The organism is Chryseobacterium sp. GW821-FHT04C04 (genome assembly GCF_059420365.1).
In genome coordinates this window covers 746,413-765,858 of the sequence record NZ_JBWKTO010000001.1, presented here as the reverse complement: position 1 = coordinate 765,858, position 19,446 = coordinate 746,413, and the positions used below count along the sequence as shown (strand labels likewise).

The window sequence follows — 19,446 nt, the reverse complement described above, 5'->3', positions numbered from 1 at the left end:
GAGGAGTAAAAGTGGATAGCGGGAAACAGCTCCTTATTATTGTCTGAATAGATGGATGGCTCTTGCCAACGGATAGTAAGAAAACCATTCCTGGAAATAAAAATACATCAGAACAGCGGTTCCGGCACATAAAACTACGGGAAGAATATAAGATTCTGCACGGTAAGCAAGTTTTTTTGGAGTTGCTAAAACGCTGATGACAAGTAAACCCAAAGCTCCTATTGCAATGATTCCCATTTCGGGGCTGTATCGGGAAGTGGTATTGAAATCAAAATGGGACATCAGAACATATTTTTGAAACATACAAAAAAGAAAACCAAATGCCAGCGCTAAGAAGCTCGCAAGGTATTTTTTTAGTTTGATTAAATTTAGAAACAGCAAAATAGACCCCGGAATCGGAGTGAAGAAAAGGGAGCTGACAAGAATTGTTATTCGTGAATAAAGTTTGATAGCCACCGGATCTTCTGTGATATGGTCTTTCCAGACTTCAACCTCTTCTGTATGTTTTGCATGCTCTTCTTCTTTTTTGCGCTGAATCAATTGCTGGACATCTGTTTTTTCCTGCTCACTGAAAACACGCCCTCTTTCTTCCAAAATTTCAAAAGCCATCTGAACAGCCTCCGGAACAAAGCGGCTGCTCTCCTTTAAATAAGCCTCCAATTCCTGGTTGGAGAGTTTTCTTAAAACATTTCTGTTGATTTTCATGACGCAGCAAATATACATACATAACGATACAGATATATTTTTATCAAATAAAAAAACCGTCATTAAGACGGTCTTTTATTATTTACAGTATTGTTTAATTAATGAATAAAAAACACTGCTTTCTGAAATTGATCTGAATGGCATTTTATTCTTATCAATTTGATGTTCCTGATCTCTATAATTGATTTGAACAATTTGGTCTGACATAGTTTTATCAGAGCATTTGAATTCTATAAAGTACTCATTAGATTCCACAAGAGGATCCTGTTTTTCTGTATAATCAACTTTGACCCAAGAATAAAAACCATTGTTAGTTTTTTTATCAAATGAATAACTCCATTTAGCCCCATTTTTATCAGTATTGAGCAGAAGGTATTCTCGTTTTTGAGCACTTAATATGGATGTACACAAAATAAATAATGAAAATACTATTTTTTTCATAATCAAAGATAATATTTATCCGATTTCAATACCGTTTTCAACATTGCTGTCGTCCGGTGTTACGAAAGATAATTTTCCGTCTGGTTTTGTTGTTAATAATAACATTCCCTGAGATTCAATTCCTCTGATTTTTCTTGGAGCAAGGTTCAGAAGGATCATTACCTGCTTCCCGATTAATTCTTCAGGAGTGAAACTTTCTGCAATACCAGAAACAACAGTTCTTACATCTACTCCTGTATCTACAGTAAGTTTTAATAATTTATCTGCTTTTTCTACTTTTTCAGCTTCTATAATAGTTGCTGTTCTAAGGTCTATTTTAGTAAAGTCATCAAATGTGATCTCTTCTTTCATAGGGTTTGCGTTAGGGTTTGTTTTTTTATTGTTTTGTTTTGTATCTTCCAGCTTTTGAATTTGAATATCAATTACGCTGTCCTCAATTTTAGAATAAATAAGAGGGGCCTTTTCAACTATTTTATGTCCTGCTTCAATTAAAACTTTTGAGCTTTCAACAGTAGTCCAATCTGATTGGCTAACGTTGAATATATCGTAGATTTTTTGAGCTGTAAAAGGAAGGAATGGCTCTGCTAAATTTCCTAATGCAACTGCAATTTGAGCTCCAATAAATAATGTATTCTTTGTTTTTTCTAGATCATTTTCAAAAGTTTTCCATGGCTCTTCGTTTTGAAGATAACCATTTCCAAATCTTGCTAAATTCATGAAAGCTGTTAAGGCATTTCTAAATTCATAATTGTCTAAATAATTTCTTATTTCAGTTGCGCTTTTACCAATCTGTTCAAGTTCAGGGGCATTAACATCTCCTTCAGGAACTTTACCTTCAAAGAATTTATTAATTAAAACAGCGACACGATTGATGAAGTTACCGAAAATATTTACCAACTCAGAATTATTCTTAGTCTGGAAATCCTTCCATGTAAAGTTGTTATCTTTTGTTTCCGGAGCCGATGAAAGAAGAGCATATCTTAAAACATCCTGTTGTCCAGGGAAGTCTTCTACATATTCATGAGCCCATACTGCCCAGTTTCTTGAAGTCGAAATCTTGTCGTTCTCAAGGTTCAGGAATTCAAAAGCAGGAACATTTTTAGGCATAATGTAATCTCCGTGAGCCTTCATCATTGCCGGGAAAATAATACAGTGGAATACAATATTATCTTTTCCGATAAAATGTACCAGGTCACTGTTTTCACTCTGCCAGTAGTCTTTCCAGTCTTTTCCGTTTTTCTCTGCCCATTCTTTCGTGAAAGAGATATAACCAATTGGAGCATCAAACCATACGTACAATACTTTCCCCTCTGCATTTGGAAGTGGAACCGGAACTCCCCAGTTCAGATCTCTGGTCATGGCACGAGGCTTAAGGCCGTCATTCAACCAGGATTTAACCTGTCCGTATACGTTAGGTTTCCAGTCATCTTTATGGCCTTCAATGATCCACTCATTTAAAAAATCTTCATATTCATTTAAAGGCAGATACCAGTTTTTTGTTTCTTTAAGGATAGGAACATTTCCGCTAAGCATTGATTTCGGATTGATCAGCTCAGAAGGAGATAGGGTAGAACCACATTTCTCACACTGGTCACCGTAAGCGTTTTCGTTACCACAATTAGGGCACGTTCCTACAATATAACGGTCAGCAAGGAATTCTCCTGCCTGCTCATCAAAATACTGTTCAGAAATTTCTTCTGTGAATTTTCCTTTTTCGTATAAAACCTTGAAGAAATCCTGACTGGTTTCATAATGGTTTTTAGACGTCGTTCTTGAATATTCATCAAATGAAATTCCCAGATCAGCAAAAGATTTTTTAATGATCCCGTGATATTTGTCAACGATATCCTGAGGAGTAACTCCTTCTTTTTTAGCTCTTATGGTAATAGGAATCCCGTGCTCATCTGAACCACAGATAAACGCTACATCTTTTCCTAATCTTCTCTGAAATCTTGCGTAAACATCCGCAGGAATATAAACACCTGCCAAATGTCCTATATGAACCGGCCCGTTTGCATAAGGCAAAGCTGCCGTAATCATCTTTCTGTTTGACATTTATAGTAAAGTTTTGACTGCAAAGATAAGGAATATCTGTTGAATACCGCTATTGGTGGTGTTATTATGATGCAGAATGCAATTTTTAAAGCTTGAATATGAATTTAAGTTAAACGGTTGTTTAACTAAATATGAATTTAACACAAATACTATGCAATGCATAAGACGGTGCAAATTATTGAAATTTAAAAAACTAACTAAAATAGGTTTCGTAATATACATAATTTTAACTAAAATTATATTAAATTTATGATAATTCTATTTTTTTTTTAAATTGCGAGTCTGGCTTTAGGCTAAATAATGACTGAAAAAACGAAACTATAAAAGAATATGATTGTGAAGAACTTTACAACAGTATTGAAAATTGCGCCCGCTTTTTTATTGGCAAGTACTATAATGCATGCGCAGAAAAAAGACTCTCTTCCTCAGGAGAAGAAAATAGAAGAGGTGGTTTTGATCGGATATGGAAAACAGAAAAAATCTGACCTTACCGGTTCCATTACTTCTGTCACAGCGAAAGATTTTAACGGAGGAGCTACATCCGCCGGACAGCTGATCCAGGGTAAAACACCAGGGGTACAGATTACCAATAACAGTGGAGCACCAGGTTCAGGTACTAAAATCAGGATCAGAGGTACCTCTTCTTTAAGTGGAGAAAACTCGCCCTTAATTGTAATTGATGGAGTTCCTCAGGATTTCGTAGGAATGAATGGTGTTTCTGACCCTTTATCCTTAATTAACCCTAATGATATTGAAACATTTGATATCCTGAAAGATGCTTCTGCTACTGCAATCTATGGTAACAGAGCTTCCAATGGTGTTATCCTTATTACAACCAAGAAGGGAACATCTGGGAAATTCAAAGTGAATTTCTCAACAGTTGCTTCGGTTTCTACTAAAATGGGTAAGGTAGATGTATTAAATGCTCAGCAATTCAGGGATTTTGTGAATACAAATCCATATGCACCTGCTAATTATAAAGCCAAGCTTGGAAATGCCAATACCGACTGGCAGGATCAAATTTATCAGGCCGCATGGGGTACCGATAATAACGTCGCCCTTTCAGGAGGTATTAAAGGTCTGCCATACCGTTTATCATTAGGTTATAATGAGCAGAACGGTATCGTAAAATCAAATTCTTTCCGCAGAACATCCGTAGGATTGAACTTAAATCCTAAATTCTTTGATAACCATCTATCAGTAAATGTAAACGCAAAAGGAACATTTACCGATAACAGATTTGTAGACGGAGGAGTAATTAAGTCCGCTACTTATTTTGATCCTACTCAACCGGTATATTCAGGAAACTCTAATTATGGCGGTTATTATGAATGGCTGGATTCCGGATCTGCAACAGGATATAATGTAAACGCCAACTCCAACCCGCTTGGACTGATCAATGGGATTAGAGATGTGTCTTCTGTATTGAGAGGATTGGGGAATATTCAGTTAGACTATAAATTTCACTTTCTTCCGGACCTGCATTTCAATGTAAATGCCGGATACGATTACACAAAAAGTGACGGACACAAATTTAAGAATGCTAATTTAAGACCAGGTTTTGAAGACAAAGGAAGCTCAAATTTCTATTCGATGGAAAAGAAAAACAAGCTTTTGGAAACCTATTTTAATTATGTGAAAAATATCAATGCTATCAATACTGGCGTGGATATTACGGCAGGGTATTCTTATCAGGACTTCAATATTTATCTTCCGGGAGCTATCACTTATAGAGGGACAGGAATTAACTCGCAAGATTTAGATTTCAAAACTCAAAATACATTGATCTCATTTTATGGAAGAGCTATTTTTACGATAGCTAATAAATATGTTATTTCAGGATCAGTTCGTAAAGATGGTTCTTCAAGATTCTTTAACGGGACCAGAGACAATGTATGGGGAGTTTTCCCTGGAGTTTCTTTGGCATGGAAGCTTAATGAAGAAAACTTCATCAAAAATATATCCTCAATCAGCACATTAAAGCTGAGAGCAGGATGGGGTAAAACAGGTCAGCAGGAATTGCCTGCGTTGAATGGTAATAAACCTAATAATTACCCAGCTTTTGCAGCCTACAATCCAAGTTATCAGGGAGCAGGGTATCAGTTCGGAAATGAATACTATTTTATGTTCAGACCTGCTAATTACAACCCAAATCTTACGTGGGAAACAACGACTACCAAAAATTTAGGATTGGATTTTGGATTTAATAAAAACAGAATTACAGGTTCAATAGATGTCTTCAGAAAAGACACAAAAGATCTTCTTGTATATGCCGATGAACCTGCCGGTGGCTTAAGTAACGCAAGCTGGCAGAACGTTGGAGATATGAAAAATGAAGGGATTGAAGGAAGTATTACCGTAATTCCGGTGAAAAATCAGAATACAACCTGGGAAGTAAGTTTTAATGCTACGCATTACAAACCGGTTATCACCAAGCTTAAAGACAGAGCTGATGAGTTTTTCAATATGGAAGTAGGAGGAATTGAAGGAGGTTCAGGAAACAGAATCCAGGCTCATGCTGTAGGCTATGCTCCTAATTCATTCTGGGTATATCAGCAGGTATATGATACGAACGGAAAACCAGTTGATGGTGCTTATGTAGATAGAAATGGAGATGGAATAATCAATACAAAAGATATGTATTATTACAAATCTACGACACCGGATGCAATTTTAGGTTTTTCTACCAAAGTATCTCATAAGAACTGGGATTTTGCATTGAGTGCAAGAGCAGTATTAGGAAATTATGTATATAATAATGCCGCTTCAAATAGTTCACTGCAGTCTGCATCTACAAACGAATACCTTCAGAATGTATTCTCTACTGCACCTCAGTACCAATTCGCAGTTCCTCAGTATAAATCAGATATTTATGTTGAGAATGCTTCATTCCTGAGATTAGATAATATCAATATCGGGTACAATTTCGGAGAAATTTTCACGAAAGGAAGTAATCTGAAAGTATATGCCATGGCACAGAATGTTTTTGTGATCACTAAATACTCTGGAGTAGATCCTGAAGTTTTTGGCGGAATAGACAACGGTTACTATCAAATGCCTAAGATTTACTCTTTGGGCTTTAACTTCCAATTTTAAATAAGAATTCAATGAAACTAAATAGAATTAAACTTAAAAATATAGTATTGCCTCTTTCGGCAGTATTTTTATTGACGGCAGCTTCTTGTGTAAAAGATCTTGAAAGAGAACCTATCACAGATGTTACTTCTGCCAGCATTTATAAAGATTTTGCGAACTATAAAAACGTTCTGGCAAAGCTTTACGGAGGACTTGCCATGGGAGGTCAGATCAGTGGAGACGGAGATCAGCCGGATAGTGATATTAATGGAATTAATGGTGGTTTTTCCCAGTATACAAGACTATTGTACAACCTGAACGTGGTGACCACTGATGAGGCAGTCATTGGGTGGAACGATGGAAACCTTCATACGCTTCACAAAATGACATGGGATGCTTCTAATGAATTCATCGCTGCCATGTACTATAGGGTATACACAGAAATTGCTTTTTGTAATGAATTTCTGAGAAATGTGACGGATGAAAAATTAGCAGCCAATAATATTACCGGAGATAATCTTACTCAGGCAAAATTAATGAGAGCAGAAGCCCGTTTCTTGAGAGCACAATCCTATTATCACGCGATAGATATGTTTGGAAATGTTCCTTTTGTAGATGAATCATACCTGCCGGGATCTATCAATCCACCACAAAGAATAGAAAGAAAAGCGTTATTTAATTATATTGAGTCTGAATTGCTTGCTGTAGCAGGAGAATTAAAAGACCCTAAAACCAATGAGTATGGAAGAGCAGATAAGGCCGCTGCATGGTCATTGTTAGCGAAATTATACTTAAATGCAGAAGTGTACACAGGAACACAGAGAAATACTGACTGTATCACCTATTGTAACAAAGTGATTGCAGCAGGTTATTCCTTGAAACCGAAGTACGACGATTTGTTCCTTGCGGATAACAATATCAATAACCCGGAGCAGATTTTAAGTGTAAATTTTGATGGAATCAATACTCAAACCAACGGTGGAACGACTTTCCTGGTGCATGCTGCAATAGGGGGAGAAATGAAAGCGGTTGACTTTGGAGTGAATGGTGGATGGAGTGGTTTAAGAACTACAAAATCATTTGTAGGGCTATTTCCTACTAATGGAAGTGACAAAAGAGGGAGATTTTTTACTACAGGACAGAACTTGGAAATTAACGACTTAGGTTCATTTACGGATGGTTATGCTTTTATCAAATTCAAAAATGTTAAAAGTAATGGCTCTGCTGGAGCTCATACCAACTGGGTTGAGGCTGATATTCCGTTATATCGTTTAGCAGATATCTATCTGATGTATTCGGAAGCGGTGCTTAGAGGTGGTGCTGGTGGAAATCAGGCTACCGCGATTGGTTATATCAACCAGCTGAGAGAGCGTGCGTATGGAAATACAAGCGGAGATGTATCTTCTATCAATCTCAACTTTATTTTAGATGAGAGAGGGAGAGAATTATCATGGGAAATGACCAGAAGAAGCGACCTTATCCGTTTCAACAAATATACTACAGGAGATTATGTTTGGGCATGGAAAGGAAATGTGAAAGATGGTAAAGCAGTAGAAAGCTATAGAAACCTTTTCCCGATTCCTGCTAAAGATATTGTAGCAAATCCTAACCTGATTCAGAATCCTGGCTATTAATTTAAAATCCTGTTGAAAATGAAAAATTTATTCAAAATATTAGCCTTAGTTTTTACGGGACTTTTAGTTATTTCCTGTGAAAAAGACGAGGATCAGGCTGTTATCAATGAAACATCTGCAGGGAAGGTTTCTGCTGATAAAAGTGCCATTGTTCTTAATGAGCTCAATGCCAATGATGCTGTCATCAGTTTTACATGGACAAAACCCGTATTTAGCGTTGCAGTAGTTCCCAATCAGAAAATAGAATTTGGAATGAAGGGTGATGGTTTCAAAAAAACGGCAGCCATTGACTTCTCTAATGATATGACTTCAGGCGCTGCTACCCATGCAGCAATGAATGCAGCCATGTTTTCTATTGGAGCTGTACCAGATGTAGTAAATGATATTGAGGTAAGATTGAAAACTTCCGTAGGGTCAGCCGCTTTTTACTCCAATGTAATTGCACTCAAAGTAACTCCTTACACTCCGAATCCGGATTTAGTGTATCCGAAGATCAATGTACCAGGAGCCTATGCAGGAGCGGCTGGTTATGCAAACTGGACTCCATCTAATTCACCGAATCTGTTTTCTCCTGAGAAAAATGATAAATACAGAGGATTTATTTTCATCAAAGATGCTTCAGGTGATAATGGTAAATATAAATTTGCGATCAATCAGGATTGGCCGGGAAATAAAGGGGATGATGGAACCAATACCGGAAAAATAAAAGTTGATGGTTCAGATATAGTACCGGCAGCAGCAGGAACTTATTACATGAAAGTTGACTGGGCAGCAAATACCTATTCTGCAGTACTAGCAAACTTCGGTGTTATTGGTGATGCAACCCCTACAGGGTGGAACTCAGATACAGATTTTGTATATAATCCTGCAACCAAAACTTTTGTGATTAATTCAATTGCATTATCTAATACCGGAGTATTTAAATTCCGAGCCAATGATGATTGGGCGATGAAATTCCAGCCGAACAAAGATGATGAAGCGCTTACTTCGGGAAAAGGTGTACAAACCTATTTCAATGCTGAGGGAACCGTAGAAAAAGATGGCGGATACAAAGTTTCTCAGGCAGGTAATTATAAAATTGAGCTGGATTTACACAATTCAGCATATTATAAGGTAACCGTTACAAAATTGTAAATCAAATTAAATTAAAGCAAAGTGCTGCTTTACCGCGGCACTTTATCTATTTTTTAAGTTAATTAAATAGTCATTATGAAGAAAATTACAGTTGGAGCGCTTTTGCTCTCAATGATGTTCGCAGGTGTGAAAGCACAATCTTTAAAATCTCCGGATGGGAAGTTTGAAATGAACTTTCAGCTGAAAGAAGGAGTACCTTACTATAACCTGAAATATAACGGAGCGGTAGTAGTTGAAGATTCTAAATTGGGATTGAGATTATTTAAAGACACAGCCATAAAATTCGCTTCTGAAATAGCCAAACCAGAAGATGCAAAATACGACCTGAATAACGGTTTTGTAAAGGCAGATGAAAAAAGAGACTCCAAAAATGAAACCTGGCAGCCGGTTTTAGGAGAAAAGAAAAATTATATCAATCATTACAACGAACTGGCAGTTACACTGAATCAGGCTTCTACAGACAGAAGTATTGTCGTGAAATTCAGATTGTTTAATGATGGTCTTGGATTCCGATATGAATTTCCTCAGCAAAAGAATCTGAACTATTTCGTAATCAGAGAAGAAGACTCTGAAATTGATTTCCCTACCGACATGAAGGCATGGTGGATGGTAGCAGACTACGATTCTCAGGAATACCAATATCAGGAAACAAAAGTTTCTGAAATCCCTTCAAAATGGGATAAAGCATACGATGCGAACGCTTCCCAGTCATTGGTGAAAAATGCAGTTCAGTCTCCGCTAATGCTTAAAAAAGAAGGAAAAGAACCCTTGTATATCAACGTTGCTGAGGCAGCAGTATTAGATTATCCGGCTTCCCATCTGGAAGTAGATGCACAGAACTATAAGTTCAAAACGCATTTGACAGCAGACAGGCAGGGAGCAAAAGGATATATTCAGACGCCTTCAGTAACTCCTTGGAGAACTATTATTGTAGCTCCGAAAGCAGAACAGGTAATGGATTCTAAAATGATCTTTAACCTTAATGAGCCTACAAAATATACCGATACATCTTACATTCACCCTACAAAATATATGGGAGTTTGGTGGGAAATGATTATTGGGAAATCACAGTGGGCTTATTCTACCGCTGAAAATGTTCATTTAGGGAAAACCGATTTTGCTAAGCTGACTCCTAATGGAAAACACGCTGCTAACAATACAAAAGTTAAAGAATATATTGACTTTGCTGCAGAAAACGGATTCCAGGGATTATTAATTGAAGGTTGGAACATCGGTTGGGAAGATTGGTTCGGACACTCAAAAGAATTTGTTTTTGATTTCATTACCCCTTACCCGGATTTTGACATCAAAATGCTGAATGAATATGCACATTCGAAAGGAATAAAGCTGATTATGCACCATGAAACCTCAGGTTCTGCTATGAACTATGAAAGATGGGCAGACAAAGCGTTCCAAACCATGAATAAATATGGTTATGATGCTGTGAAAACAGGATATGTAGGAGATATCATTCCAAGAGGAGAACACCATTATTCTCAATGGACGATTAATCACTATTATAGAATTGCTGAAAAAGCAAACGACTATAAAATCATGGTCAATTCTCACGAATCTGTACGTCCTACAGGAGAAAGCCGTACCTATCCAAACTATATTTCTGCTGAAGCAGCCCGTGGAACAGAATATGAAGCATTTGGAGGAAATAAGCCTGATCACCAGACCGTTCTTCCGTTCACTAGATGGATGGGTGGTTCTATGGATTACACACCGGGAATTTTCCAGACGAAACTAGACTATTATTTCCCTGGAGATAAGCGTTTTGTAAAAACTACGCTTGCAAAACAGCTGGCTCTTTATGTAACGATGTATATGCCGCTTCAGATGGCTGCAGACCTTCCTGAGAACTACAAAAAACATATGGATGCGTTTCAGTTTATTAAAGATGTAGCAGCAGATTGGGATGATACGAAAATCTTATCGGCAGAACCAGGAGATTATGTGATTACGGCAAGAAAAGCAAAAGGTACTGAAAATTGGTTTGTAGGAGGTATTACCGATGAAAACAAACGTGAATACACAGTAGACTTTTCATTCTTGGATAAAGGGGTAAAATATGAGGCAACGATCTATGAAGATGGAAAAGATGCTGATTATATTGATAATCCTCAAAGCTATAATATCTATAAGAAAGAAATTACAAGTAAGTCAAAAATTAATTTTAAAATGGTAAGAAGCGGCGGTTTCGCAGTTTCTATCAAGCCAGTAAAATAATTTGAAAATACACTAAGGTGCCCCGGTTCATTGAATTTTCGATGTTCCGGGGTATTTTTTTGCAGAAAAATTATTGATCCCCCGCTTGCTTGTCCAATTGTGAATATTGATATTCCGTAATTGGAGTCTGTTTCTTCAAGGATGGAGTTTCATTTTTTTTCTTTTCCTTATATTCCTTTTGATACTGTTTTACCGTTTTACCGGTACCATCATGTCTCCATCCCGGAGAGTAGAAAAGGTATTTCAATCGGGTTTTAAAAGAAATTCCGGGCTGCCTGATATCTTTGCCTATTCTTCGCCATTCATAGAATAGAGTAGTTGCCGGATCTTTAGACTCCATCTTAGGATAGATGCCATATTTCACAGGGACCTCAGGATCCTCCTTTTCGAATGTTCCAAAAATTTTATCCCAGATGATCAGTCCCATTCCCATATTACGGTCAAGATATTTGATGTTGCATGCATGGTGTACTCTGTGATGAGAAGGAGTAACAAGAATATACTCTAAAAATCCCATACTTTTAATAGATTGGGTATGAACAAAAGTTCCATAAATCTGTATTGCAGAATAGGCTACCAGAATATGCCATGGATGAAAGCCCATGAATGCTAATGGGGAGAAAAATAAATATCTGTACAACGGTTGAAATACAGGACTTCTAAACCCTGTACTAATGTTGAAATAATCAGAATTGTGATGGGTAATATGTACCGCCCAGAAAACACGCGAGTGGTGATCTACATAATGATGGACATAATAGGCAAAATCCTGAGCAAGAAATACTGCAATCCAATACCATATTCCTTCTTGCCAGTCGAAGATACGGTGGTGATAAAAAAACATCATGACAAACAAAGAAAAGCCTTTCATGATGATATCCAGCCCGTAATTGAGCAAAGCAAAAAGAACATTGGTTGCTACATCTTTGGTTTCATAAATTTTTTCTTTATTGAAGTGGCTGTAGGCCATTTCTGCAAAAATAATTACAGCAAATACAGGAATAGTCCAGGTGTAAACAACATCCGGTCCCTCAGTTTTGAACATATTACTGAAATCCAACATCTTTTTTCTGTAAAACTAAAGATAAAAAGGATGAAAAGTCAAATTTTCAGGTAAATTTTTTATGAAAAATTTAACAATTCATGATAAGAATCAAAAAACAGGTGTGGTATGTTAAAATTTTATATTTACTATGATAAAAAAGATGCACTCTAATTATATGTTAAACCTATAATATATGAAAATTTAATGCTAAATTGAACACTAATATGAAGACAATATATGCAGCATTTGCCCTTTCAATAGCTTCTGTCGCTTTTTCCCAAAAAACAGTGGAAAGAGTAGAACCTGCTTTTTGGTGGAAAGGGATGAGAAATCCTGAACTTCAGATTCTTGTTTACGGAAAAGGCATTGCCAATAATGAGATTACGCTTTCAGATGGAGTACAGATCAAAGACATCCGGAAAGTGGAAAATCCGAATTATGCTTTTATTACCATCAATACCAATGAAATAAACGTTCCGAAGTTTACCATCAGTATTAGAAAAGGGAAAAAGAATGTAGGCTCATATACCTATGAACTGAAACAGCGAAATCCAGGATCTGCCAACCGGGAATCTTTTACTTCAAAAGATATGATGTACCTTATCATGCCGGACCGCTTTGCGAATGGTGATGAGAAAAATGACTCAAGACCGGAACTTACGGAAAAAGCAGACCGAAGCCTTCCAAACGGAAGACATGGTGGAGATCTCCAGGGGGTCATCAACAATCTTGATTATATTCAGAACCTTGGAGCTACAGCCGTTTGGCTAACTCCGGTGAATGAAGATAACGAAAAAGTATACTCTTATCACGGCTATGCCCAGACCGATCTCTATAAAATTGATGCCCGCTACGGGACCAATGAAGACTATAAAACCTTATCTCAGGAGCTCAACAAAAGAAATATGAAGCTGGTGATGGATTATGTTACCAACCACTGGGGTGGCTCACACTGGATGATCAAAGACCTTCCTTCAAAAGATTGGATACACTGGTTTGATGAGGGAGAGAAAGGATTTAAGCGCTCCAATTATAAAACGACAACGCAATTTGATACCAATGCTTCTGATATTGATAAAAAATATGCGCTGGACGGATGGTTTGATACTACAATGCCTGATATCAACCAGAAAAATCCGTTGGTCCTGAAATATTTGACCCAAAATGCAATTTGGTGGATTGAATATGCAGAATTAGGAGGATTCCGTGTAGATACTTATCCTTACAATGATAAAGAAGCCATGGCAAAATGGGCTAAAGCTATTACTGATGAATATCCGAAATTTAATATTGTAGGAGAAACCTGGCTGTATACAGCGGCACACATTGCAGCATGGCAGAAAAATTCGAAAATAGGAGAAATAGAAGGGTACAATTCAAATTTACCATCGGTGATGGATTTTATGCTCTTTGAAAATATGCCTAAAGCTCTTCATGAAAAAGAAGGCTGGGATAAAGGGATGATAAGAATGTATGACTCTTTTACCAGCGATTTCCTTTACCCGGATGTCAATAACCTTTTGGTCTTCTTTGAAAATCATGACACCGAAAGATGGAATGAAATCTTTAATGCAAATCCTAATGCTTACAAAATAGGACTTACCCTGATCTCAACGGTACGGGGAATTCCACAGATCTATTACGGATCAGAAATAGGAATGAGAGGAGATAAAAAGACAGGAGGTGATGCAGATATCCGCAGGGATTTTCCTGGAGGCTGGAAGTCTGATCCACAAAATGCTTTTAACCCATCCACTCAGACTCCGGAGCAGAAAGAGTTTTTCCGGTTTACTCAGAAACTCCTGAACTGGAGAAAAGGTAAAGACGTGATTCATAATGGGAAAACTAAAAATTTCGTTCCTCAGGACGGTATTTTTGTTTATTTCAGATATAATGAAAAAGAAAGTGTAATGGTGGTTGTCAGCAATAATGAAAAAGATCACACGTTAGACTTGAAAAGATTTGCAGAATCACTTAATGGCTTTACAAAAGGAAAAGAGGTAATTTCAGGAAAAGAGATTTCATTACAAAACAATATAAATATTCCTGCAAAAACTCCATTAATCATTGAACTCGAAAAATAATTAATACACATGAAAAAATTAACAACTGCTTATACACTAATCCTTTTCTTATTGGGATTTTCTTTATTTACTGCACAATCAAAAACTCCATTTGACAAAGAAAAAACAGAGATCAGTACTATGCTTGATGCATTCAATGTAGCGGCTGCAAAAGCAGATTACACTGCTTATTTTAATTTCTTTGCGGATGAATCTACCTTTATTGGAACAGATGCTACTGAGATCTGGAACAAAAAAGAATTCATGATTTGGGCGAAACCTCATTTTGACAAAAAGAAAACCTGGAATTTTAAAGCTCTTAAAAGAAATATTTACTTCAGCAAAGATGGAAAACTGGCTTGGTTTGATGAATTATTGGATACTCAAATGAAAATATGCAGAGGTTCCGGGGTGGTAGAAAAGATCAACGGAAGCTGGAAGGTGAAGCAATATGTTCTTTCTGTGACGGTTCCGAATGAAGTGGTAGATAAAGTAGTGGTTGAAAAGACTCCTATTGAAGATGCATTAATCCAAAAACTGAAGTCATAATGGCAGAAATGGCAGGGAAATATGATGCGGGAGCATTGGGAAGAAGAAAAAAGCCCAATTTATCAATGCTCCAGATCATCAATATGAGTATGGGGTTTCTCGGAATTCAGATGGCGTTTGGATTACAAAATGGAAATGCCAGCCGTATTCTTGGTAATTTAGGGGCAGATGTCCATGAATTATCGTGGTTCTGGCTTGTAGCACCCATTACCGGATTGATTGTTCAACCCATTATCGGACATATGGGAGATAATACATGGAGCCCGCTGGGAAGAAGAAAGCCTTACTTTTTAATTGGAGCCGTTTTATGCGCTATTGGGCTGGTGCTCCTTCCCAATGCCGCTTCTGTTACTCAGATGTTTGCCGCCAATGCTCTTTTATTAGCCGTAATATTCCTTGCCATGATGGATGCTTCGGTGAATATCGCGATGGAGCCCTTCAGAGCTTTGGTTGGAGATATGCTCCCGAAACATCAGGGAACGATAGGATTTTCAGTACAAACGATTCTGATCGGAATCGGAGCTGTATTAGGTTCTTATCTGCCGGAATGGCTGACAAAAATGGGGATTTCCAATGAAGCGCCTGCAGGATTTGTGGCTGATAATGTTATCTTCTCCTTTTATATAGGGGCCGGGCTGCTTATCATATCCATTCTGTACACCATCATAACAACCAGAGAATATTCTCCCCAGGAATTTGCCGAGTTTGAAGACGAAAAAGAAGCAGAGAAACACGAATCTAAATTTTCGGATATCTTCAAAGACTTTGCTTCAATTCCTGTACAGATGAAAAATCTTGGAATTGTTCAGTTTTTTTCATGGTTTGCATTATTTACGATGTGGGTATTTACAACCAGTGCATTAGCAACCCATCATTTAGGACTTTCTCCGGAAGATACCCACTCAAAAGCATTTAATGATGCTGGAGATTTAACGGGGAAACTCTTTGGAATGTATAATCTCTGGGCTATTCCATTTGCATTTTTATTGACGCCAATAGCTAAGCTGATTGGAAAAAAACAAACCCATGCTTTAGCCTTATTATGCGGAGGATTGGGGCTTATTTCAATGTATTTTATTAAAGAAGTTGATCATTTATGGATTTCCATGATTGGATTAGGTTTTGCCTGGGCCAGTATTCTGGCAATGCCTTATGCGATGCTCATTGATGTTATTCCACAAAGAAAAATGGGAGTTTATATGGGAATATTCAATTTCTTTATTGTCATTCCGCAGATTATCAATGGTTTGTTCGGAGGGCCTATTGTAAGTGGTGTCTTTGGAAAACAAGCGATGGATTATGTTGTGGTAGGTGGAGTTTGCATGCTGATAGGAGCAGTAGTAACCATGATTTTTGTTAAATCTGAAGATGAAACTCCTAAGGAAATTGAAGAGGAGATCAAGCAGGTGCACTTTTAGTAAGAAACTAGAAGTTAGAAATTAGAAAAGTGATATGTTTTGAAATTTAATTTGAAATAGCATCATAAAATTCAATAGGGACGGGCTTTAGCCCGTCTTCTCTTTATCTATTCATTAATTGGCTTTAGCCAAAATCTAAATTTAGACAGATAAAACCGTATTATCCATAATATATAAATAAACGTGCCATTTCATCAATATTAACCTATTCATACAATCAATTGAAATTTAACAGTTTGTTAAGCTGCCTCTCCTTTTTTAATCTCTAACTTAGATACACCAAATTGTAAAGAATGTACGATATTATCATTATAGGAACAGGGGCAGGTGGTTCAACCATAGCTTATAAGCTTGCCGATAGCGGAAAAAAAATATTGATCTTAGAAAGAGGAGATTATGTACCGGTAGAAAAGGAAAACTGGGATTCTTCGGAAGTTTTCGAGAAAAACAGATATACCACTGCCGACCTTTGGCTGGATAAGCACGGGAAAACTTTCCGCCCGGGAATGCATTATAATGTAGGAGGAAATACCAAATTCTACGGAGCAGCTTTATTCCGTTTAAGAGAAGAAGATTTTAAAGAAATAATACATTATGACGGAATATCACCGGCATGGCCTATTCAATATCAAGATTTGAAAGACTATTATCTGGAAGCTGAAAAGCTTTTTCATGTACATGGCAAAAGAGGATCAGATCCTACGGAACCGTTTGATTCCGAGCCTTATCCTAATCCGCCGCTGCCTCATGAACCGAGAGTTCAGGAAATTTTTGATGAACTGACAGCATATGGTTTACACCCGTTTGAATTGCCGATAGGAGTAAACTTTAAAACGCATGCAACCGCTAACGCTCCTTATACATTGGACCGTTTTGATGGTTTTCCTGATGCTTCTGAACGTAAAGGAGATGCTCATCTTTGTGCACTGTCAAAAGCATTGGAATCTCCTAATGTTGAGCTGATGACCCATGCAAAAGTTATAAAACTGAATACTGACAGCTTAGGCAGAAGAATTGCAGAAGTGATCATAGAACATGATGGAGAAACAAAAACAGTAACTTCAGATATTGTCATTCTTTCAGCGGGGGCTATTAATTCAGCAGCGTTACTGTTAGAAAGTAAAAATGAGCAATTTCCTAACGGGCTGGCCAATGCCTCAGATCAGGTGGGCAGGAACTATATGTTTCACCAGAATACAGCATTGATTGCATTATATACAGAGCCTAATCCTACTAAATTTGGAAAAACATTCGGAATTAATGACTTTTACCATGCAGCCAGAGGATATGAATTTCCCCTTGGACATATACAATTGCTTGGAAAATCGGATGAAAATCAGATTAAAGCAGACAGTCCCATTCCGGCACCTGGTTTTACTTTTGAATTAATGGCAAAACATGCTGTCGATTTCTGGCTGACTTCAGAAGATCTTCCTGATCCTGAGAATCGGATAACGGTAGAGAATGGACAGATCAAAATAAGTTACACGGACAATAACCAAAAAGGGCATGAGCTTTTGAAATCGGAACTGATTAAAGCTTTAAAAGCATCCGGTAAGTTCGAAAGCTTCTTGTTTAAAGGTTATTATTTCAGCAAAGGAATGGATATTGCCTCGCCGGCCCATCAAAATGGAACAACAAGAATGGGGCTTGATCCTGGAACTTCCGTCGTGGATGTCAATTGTAAAGCTCATGATCTTGAGAATCTATATATTGTAGATGGTGGGTTTTTTGTTTCCAGTGGCGCGGTAAATCCGGCACTCACTATTATCGCAATGGCATTAAGGGTGGGTGAATATCTTAAGAATAATGTATTGAAATAAAAAAATGAAGAGCAGGAGCGTTATTATAGCGGTTGTCTTTATATTAGCTTTCCTGACAGGAGTTAATTTTGTGATTTTTCCGGCGCTGGGAACAGCTTTTACAGATCAGGGCTTATTTTCGCTCTCTTCCGCTCAGTTTGGGAATCTGTTTATACCTCAGGTCATATGCATTATTATTTCATGCTTGGGAGCTCCATTTCTGGTCAATAAATGGGGTCCTAAAACTATTCTGGCATTGGGTATTATTCTCATGCTTATCTCAACAGGTTCACTATGGATGCTGCATGAGTTTCTAACTGAAAAAATACCCTTGTTTTCCATATTAATGATCTTAGTTGCTTTTACAGGAACAGGGTTTGGACTTTCTATTACCACGCTGAACCCTTTGGCAGCAAGCTTGTTTGAAAAAGGAAATACTTCGGCTATTCTAATTCTCCAGTTTCTCGTAGGTTTCGGCACATCCACATCTCCTTTAATGATGAATCTTATTGGAGATGTTAAAAACTGGATGTATGTTCCCGGAAGTATATTCGTTGCCGTAGGTATTGGGCTGATTATTTTTTTATTTTTAAAAATTAAAAAAGGAAAATTTTTTGAGCTCCCTGACCACTTCAGAATTCCTGATAAACTGTGGGTATTTTTTGTTGCTGTCATTTTGTATGGATTTGTAGAAGGTACCTTTGGAAGTTTTGGAGGGATTATTCTTAAAAATAAAGGACTTGATAATAGTAAGGCTAGTCTTGGGCTTTCTTTATTTTGGGGAGGTATTGCTCTGAACCGGCTTTTGTTCGGAATATTTTCAAAAAGATTTGATTTGTCTTCGTTCTTTCTTGCCGCTCCGGTTGGTGTCGGAATCCTGATAATAGTATTGCTGATTTATCCCAATAATCATCTGCTGTTATTCATGATGTTTCTGATTGGCTTTTTTATGGGAAGCATATTTCCTGGCTCAATTGGCTGGGGAACAGTAGAATTTCCAACTTATTCAGTATTGGTGTCAGGGTTTCTGATGGCAGCAAACCAAATAGGGACTGGCATTGTGACCAATGTTTTAGGAAGTTTTTCTGATCATATTTCTGTTATTTTGGGAAACCTGATCTTTTGTATGATAATGATTTGTACCCTGTTCTTTTACCTTAAAAGAAATTCCAGAATTAAAGATGCTTTTTAATATACAGGTGTTTCTTTCTAAATAAATTGCTTTTAAACGATTCAAAACCTTAACAGGGGTGAATGAAGCGTTTCCTATTGGACAGGTATTTGCCTATTCTC

The 19,446-nt window shown here is 37.3% G+C and carries 13 protein-coding genes; 9 read left to right on the top strand and 4 right to left on the bottom strand.

Features of this window, described 5'->3' with window-relative positions; translation table 11 throughout:
* Positions 1–36: 36 nt before the first annotated feature.
* The 3 genes from AC07UM_RS03495 to metG form a co-directional block, all read right to left on the bottom strand.
* Entirely contained in the window at positions 37–705 is a 669-nt protein-coding gene (locus AC07UM_RS03495; RefSeq protein ID WP_494682457.1) for a hypothetical protein, read from the bottom strand.
* A 78-nt stretch (positions 706–783) separates the two neighbouring features.
* Positions 784–1,146 carry a hypothetical protein gene (locus AC07UM_RS03490; protein WP_494682458.1) on the bottom strand — a complete coding sequence of 121 codons (363 nt, stop codon included), beginning with the start codon at positions 1,144–1,146 and terminating at the stop codon, positions 784–786.
* Positions 1,147–1,161: 15 nt separating this feature from the next.
* Entirely contained in the window at positions 1,162–3,201 is a 2,040-nt protein-coding gene (metG, locus tag AC07UM_RS03485; RefSeq protein ID WP_494682459.1) for a methionine--tRNA ligase, read from the bottom strand.
* Between the two features lie 336 nt (positions 3,202–3,537).
* On the opposite strand from metG, the gene AC07UM_RS03480 reads away from it, so the two are divergent.
* The 4 genes from AC07UM_RS03480 (at position 3,538) to AC07UM_RS03465 (ending at position 11,276) form a co-directional block, all read left to right on the top strand.
* Entirely contained in the window at positions 3,538–6,297 is a 2,760-nt protein-coding gene (locus AC07UM_RS03480) for a SusC/RagA family TonB-linked outer membrane protein (RefSeq protein ID WP_494685217.1), read from the top strand.
* Between the two features lie 11 nt (positions 6,298–6,308).
* Complete coding sequence (locus tag AC07UM_RS03475; RefSeq protein WP_494682461.1) at positions 6,309–7,910, top strand: RagB/SusD family nutrient uptake outer membrane protein; 1,602 nt, start codon at positions 6,309–6,311, stop codon at positions 7,908–7,910.
* An 18-nt stretch (positions 7,911–7,928) separates the two neighbouring features.
* A complete protein-coding gene (locus AC07UM_RS03470; RefSeq protein WP_494682462.1) occupies positions 7,929–9,044 on the top strand; it encodes a SusE domain-containing protein in 1,116 nt (371 codons plus the stop codon).
* Between the two features lie 75 nt (positions 9,045–9,119).
* A complete protein-coding gene (locus tag AC07UM_RS03465; RefSeq protein WP_494682463.1) occupies positions 9,120–11,276 on the top strand; it encodes a glycoside hydrolase family 97 protein in 2,157 nt (718 codons plus the stop codon).
* A 70-nt stretch (positions 11,277–11,346) separates the two neighbouring features.
* Here AC07UM_RS03465 and AC07UM_RS03460 read toward each other — a convergent pair whose 3' ends face one another.
* Positions 11,347–12,339, bottom strand: coding sequence for a sterol desaturase family protein (locus tag AC07UM_RS03460; RefSeq protein ID WP_494682464.1), 993 nt, complete (start codon positions 12,337–12,339; stop codon positions 11,347–11,349).
* 206 nt (positions 12,340–12,545) lie between these two features.
* Between AC07UM_RS03460 and AC07UM_RS03455 the strand changes: the two genes are divergently transcribed.
* From AC07UM_RS03455 to AC07UM_RS03435, 5 genes are all read left to right on the top strand, one after another.
* Positions 12,546–14,405 (top strand): glycoside hydrolase family 13 protein, encoded by a 1,860-nt coding sequence (locus AC07UM_RS03455; RefSeq protein WP_494682465.1) that lies wholly within the window; start codon positions 12,546–12,548, stop codon positions 14,403–14,405.
* A 9-nt stretch (positions 14,406–14,414) separates the two neighbouring features.
* Entirely contained in the window at positions 14,415–14,933 is a 519-nt protein-coding gene (locus AC07UM_RS03450) for a nuclear transport factor 2 family protein (RefSeq protein WP_494682466.1), read from the top strand.
* Positions 14,933–16,351 (top strand): MFS transporter, encoded by a 1,419-nt coding sequence (locus AC07UM_RS03445; RefSeq protein WP_494682467.1) that lies wholly within the window; start codon positions 14,933–14,935, stop codon positions 16,349–16,351. The genes AC07UM_RS03450 and AC07UM_RS03445 overlap by 1 nt, the downstream gene beginning before the upstream one ends.
* A 293-nt stretch (positions 16,352–16,644) precedes the next feature.
* Positions 16,645–18,174: a GMC oxidoreductase gene (locus tag AC07UM_RS03440; RefSeq protein WP_494682468.1), complete on the top strand. Its 1,530-nt coding sequence runs from the start codon at positions 16,645–16,647 to the stop codon at positions 18,172–18,174.
* A 4-nt stretch (positions 18,175–18,178) separates the two neighbouring features.
* On the top strand, positions 18,179–19,345 hold the full coding sequence (locus tag AC07UM_RS03435) for an MFS transporter (protein WP_494682469.1): 1,167 nt from the start codon (positions 18,179–18,181) through the stop codon (positions 19,343–19,345).
* The last annotated feature ends 101 nt before the right edge of the window (positions 19,346–19,446 follow it).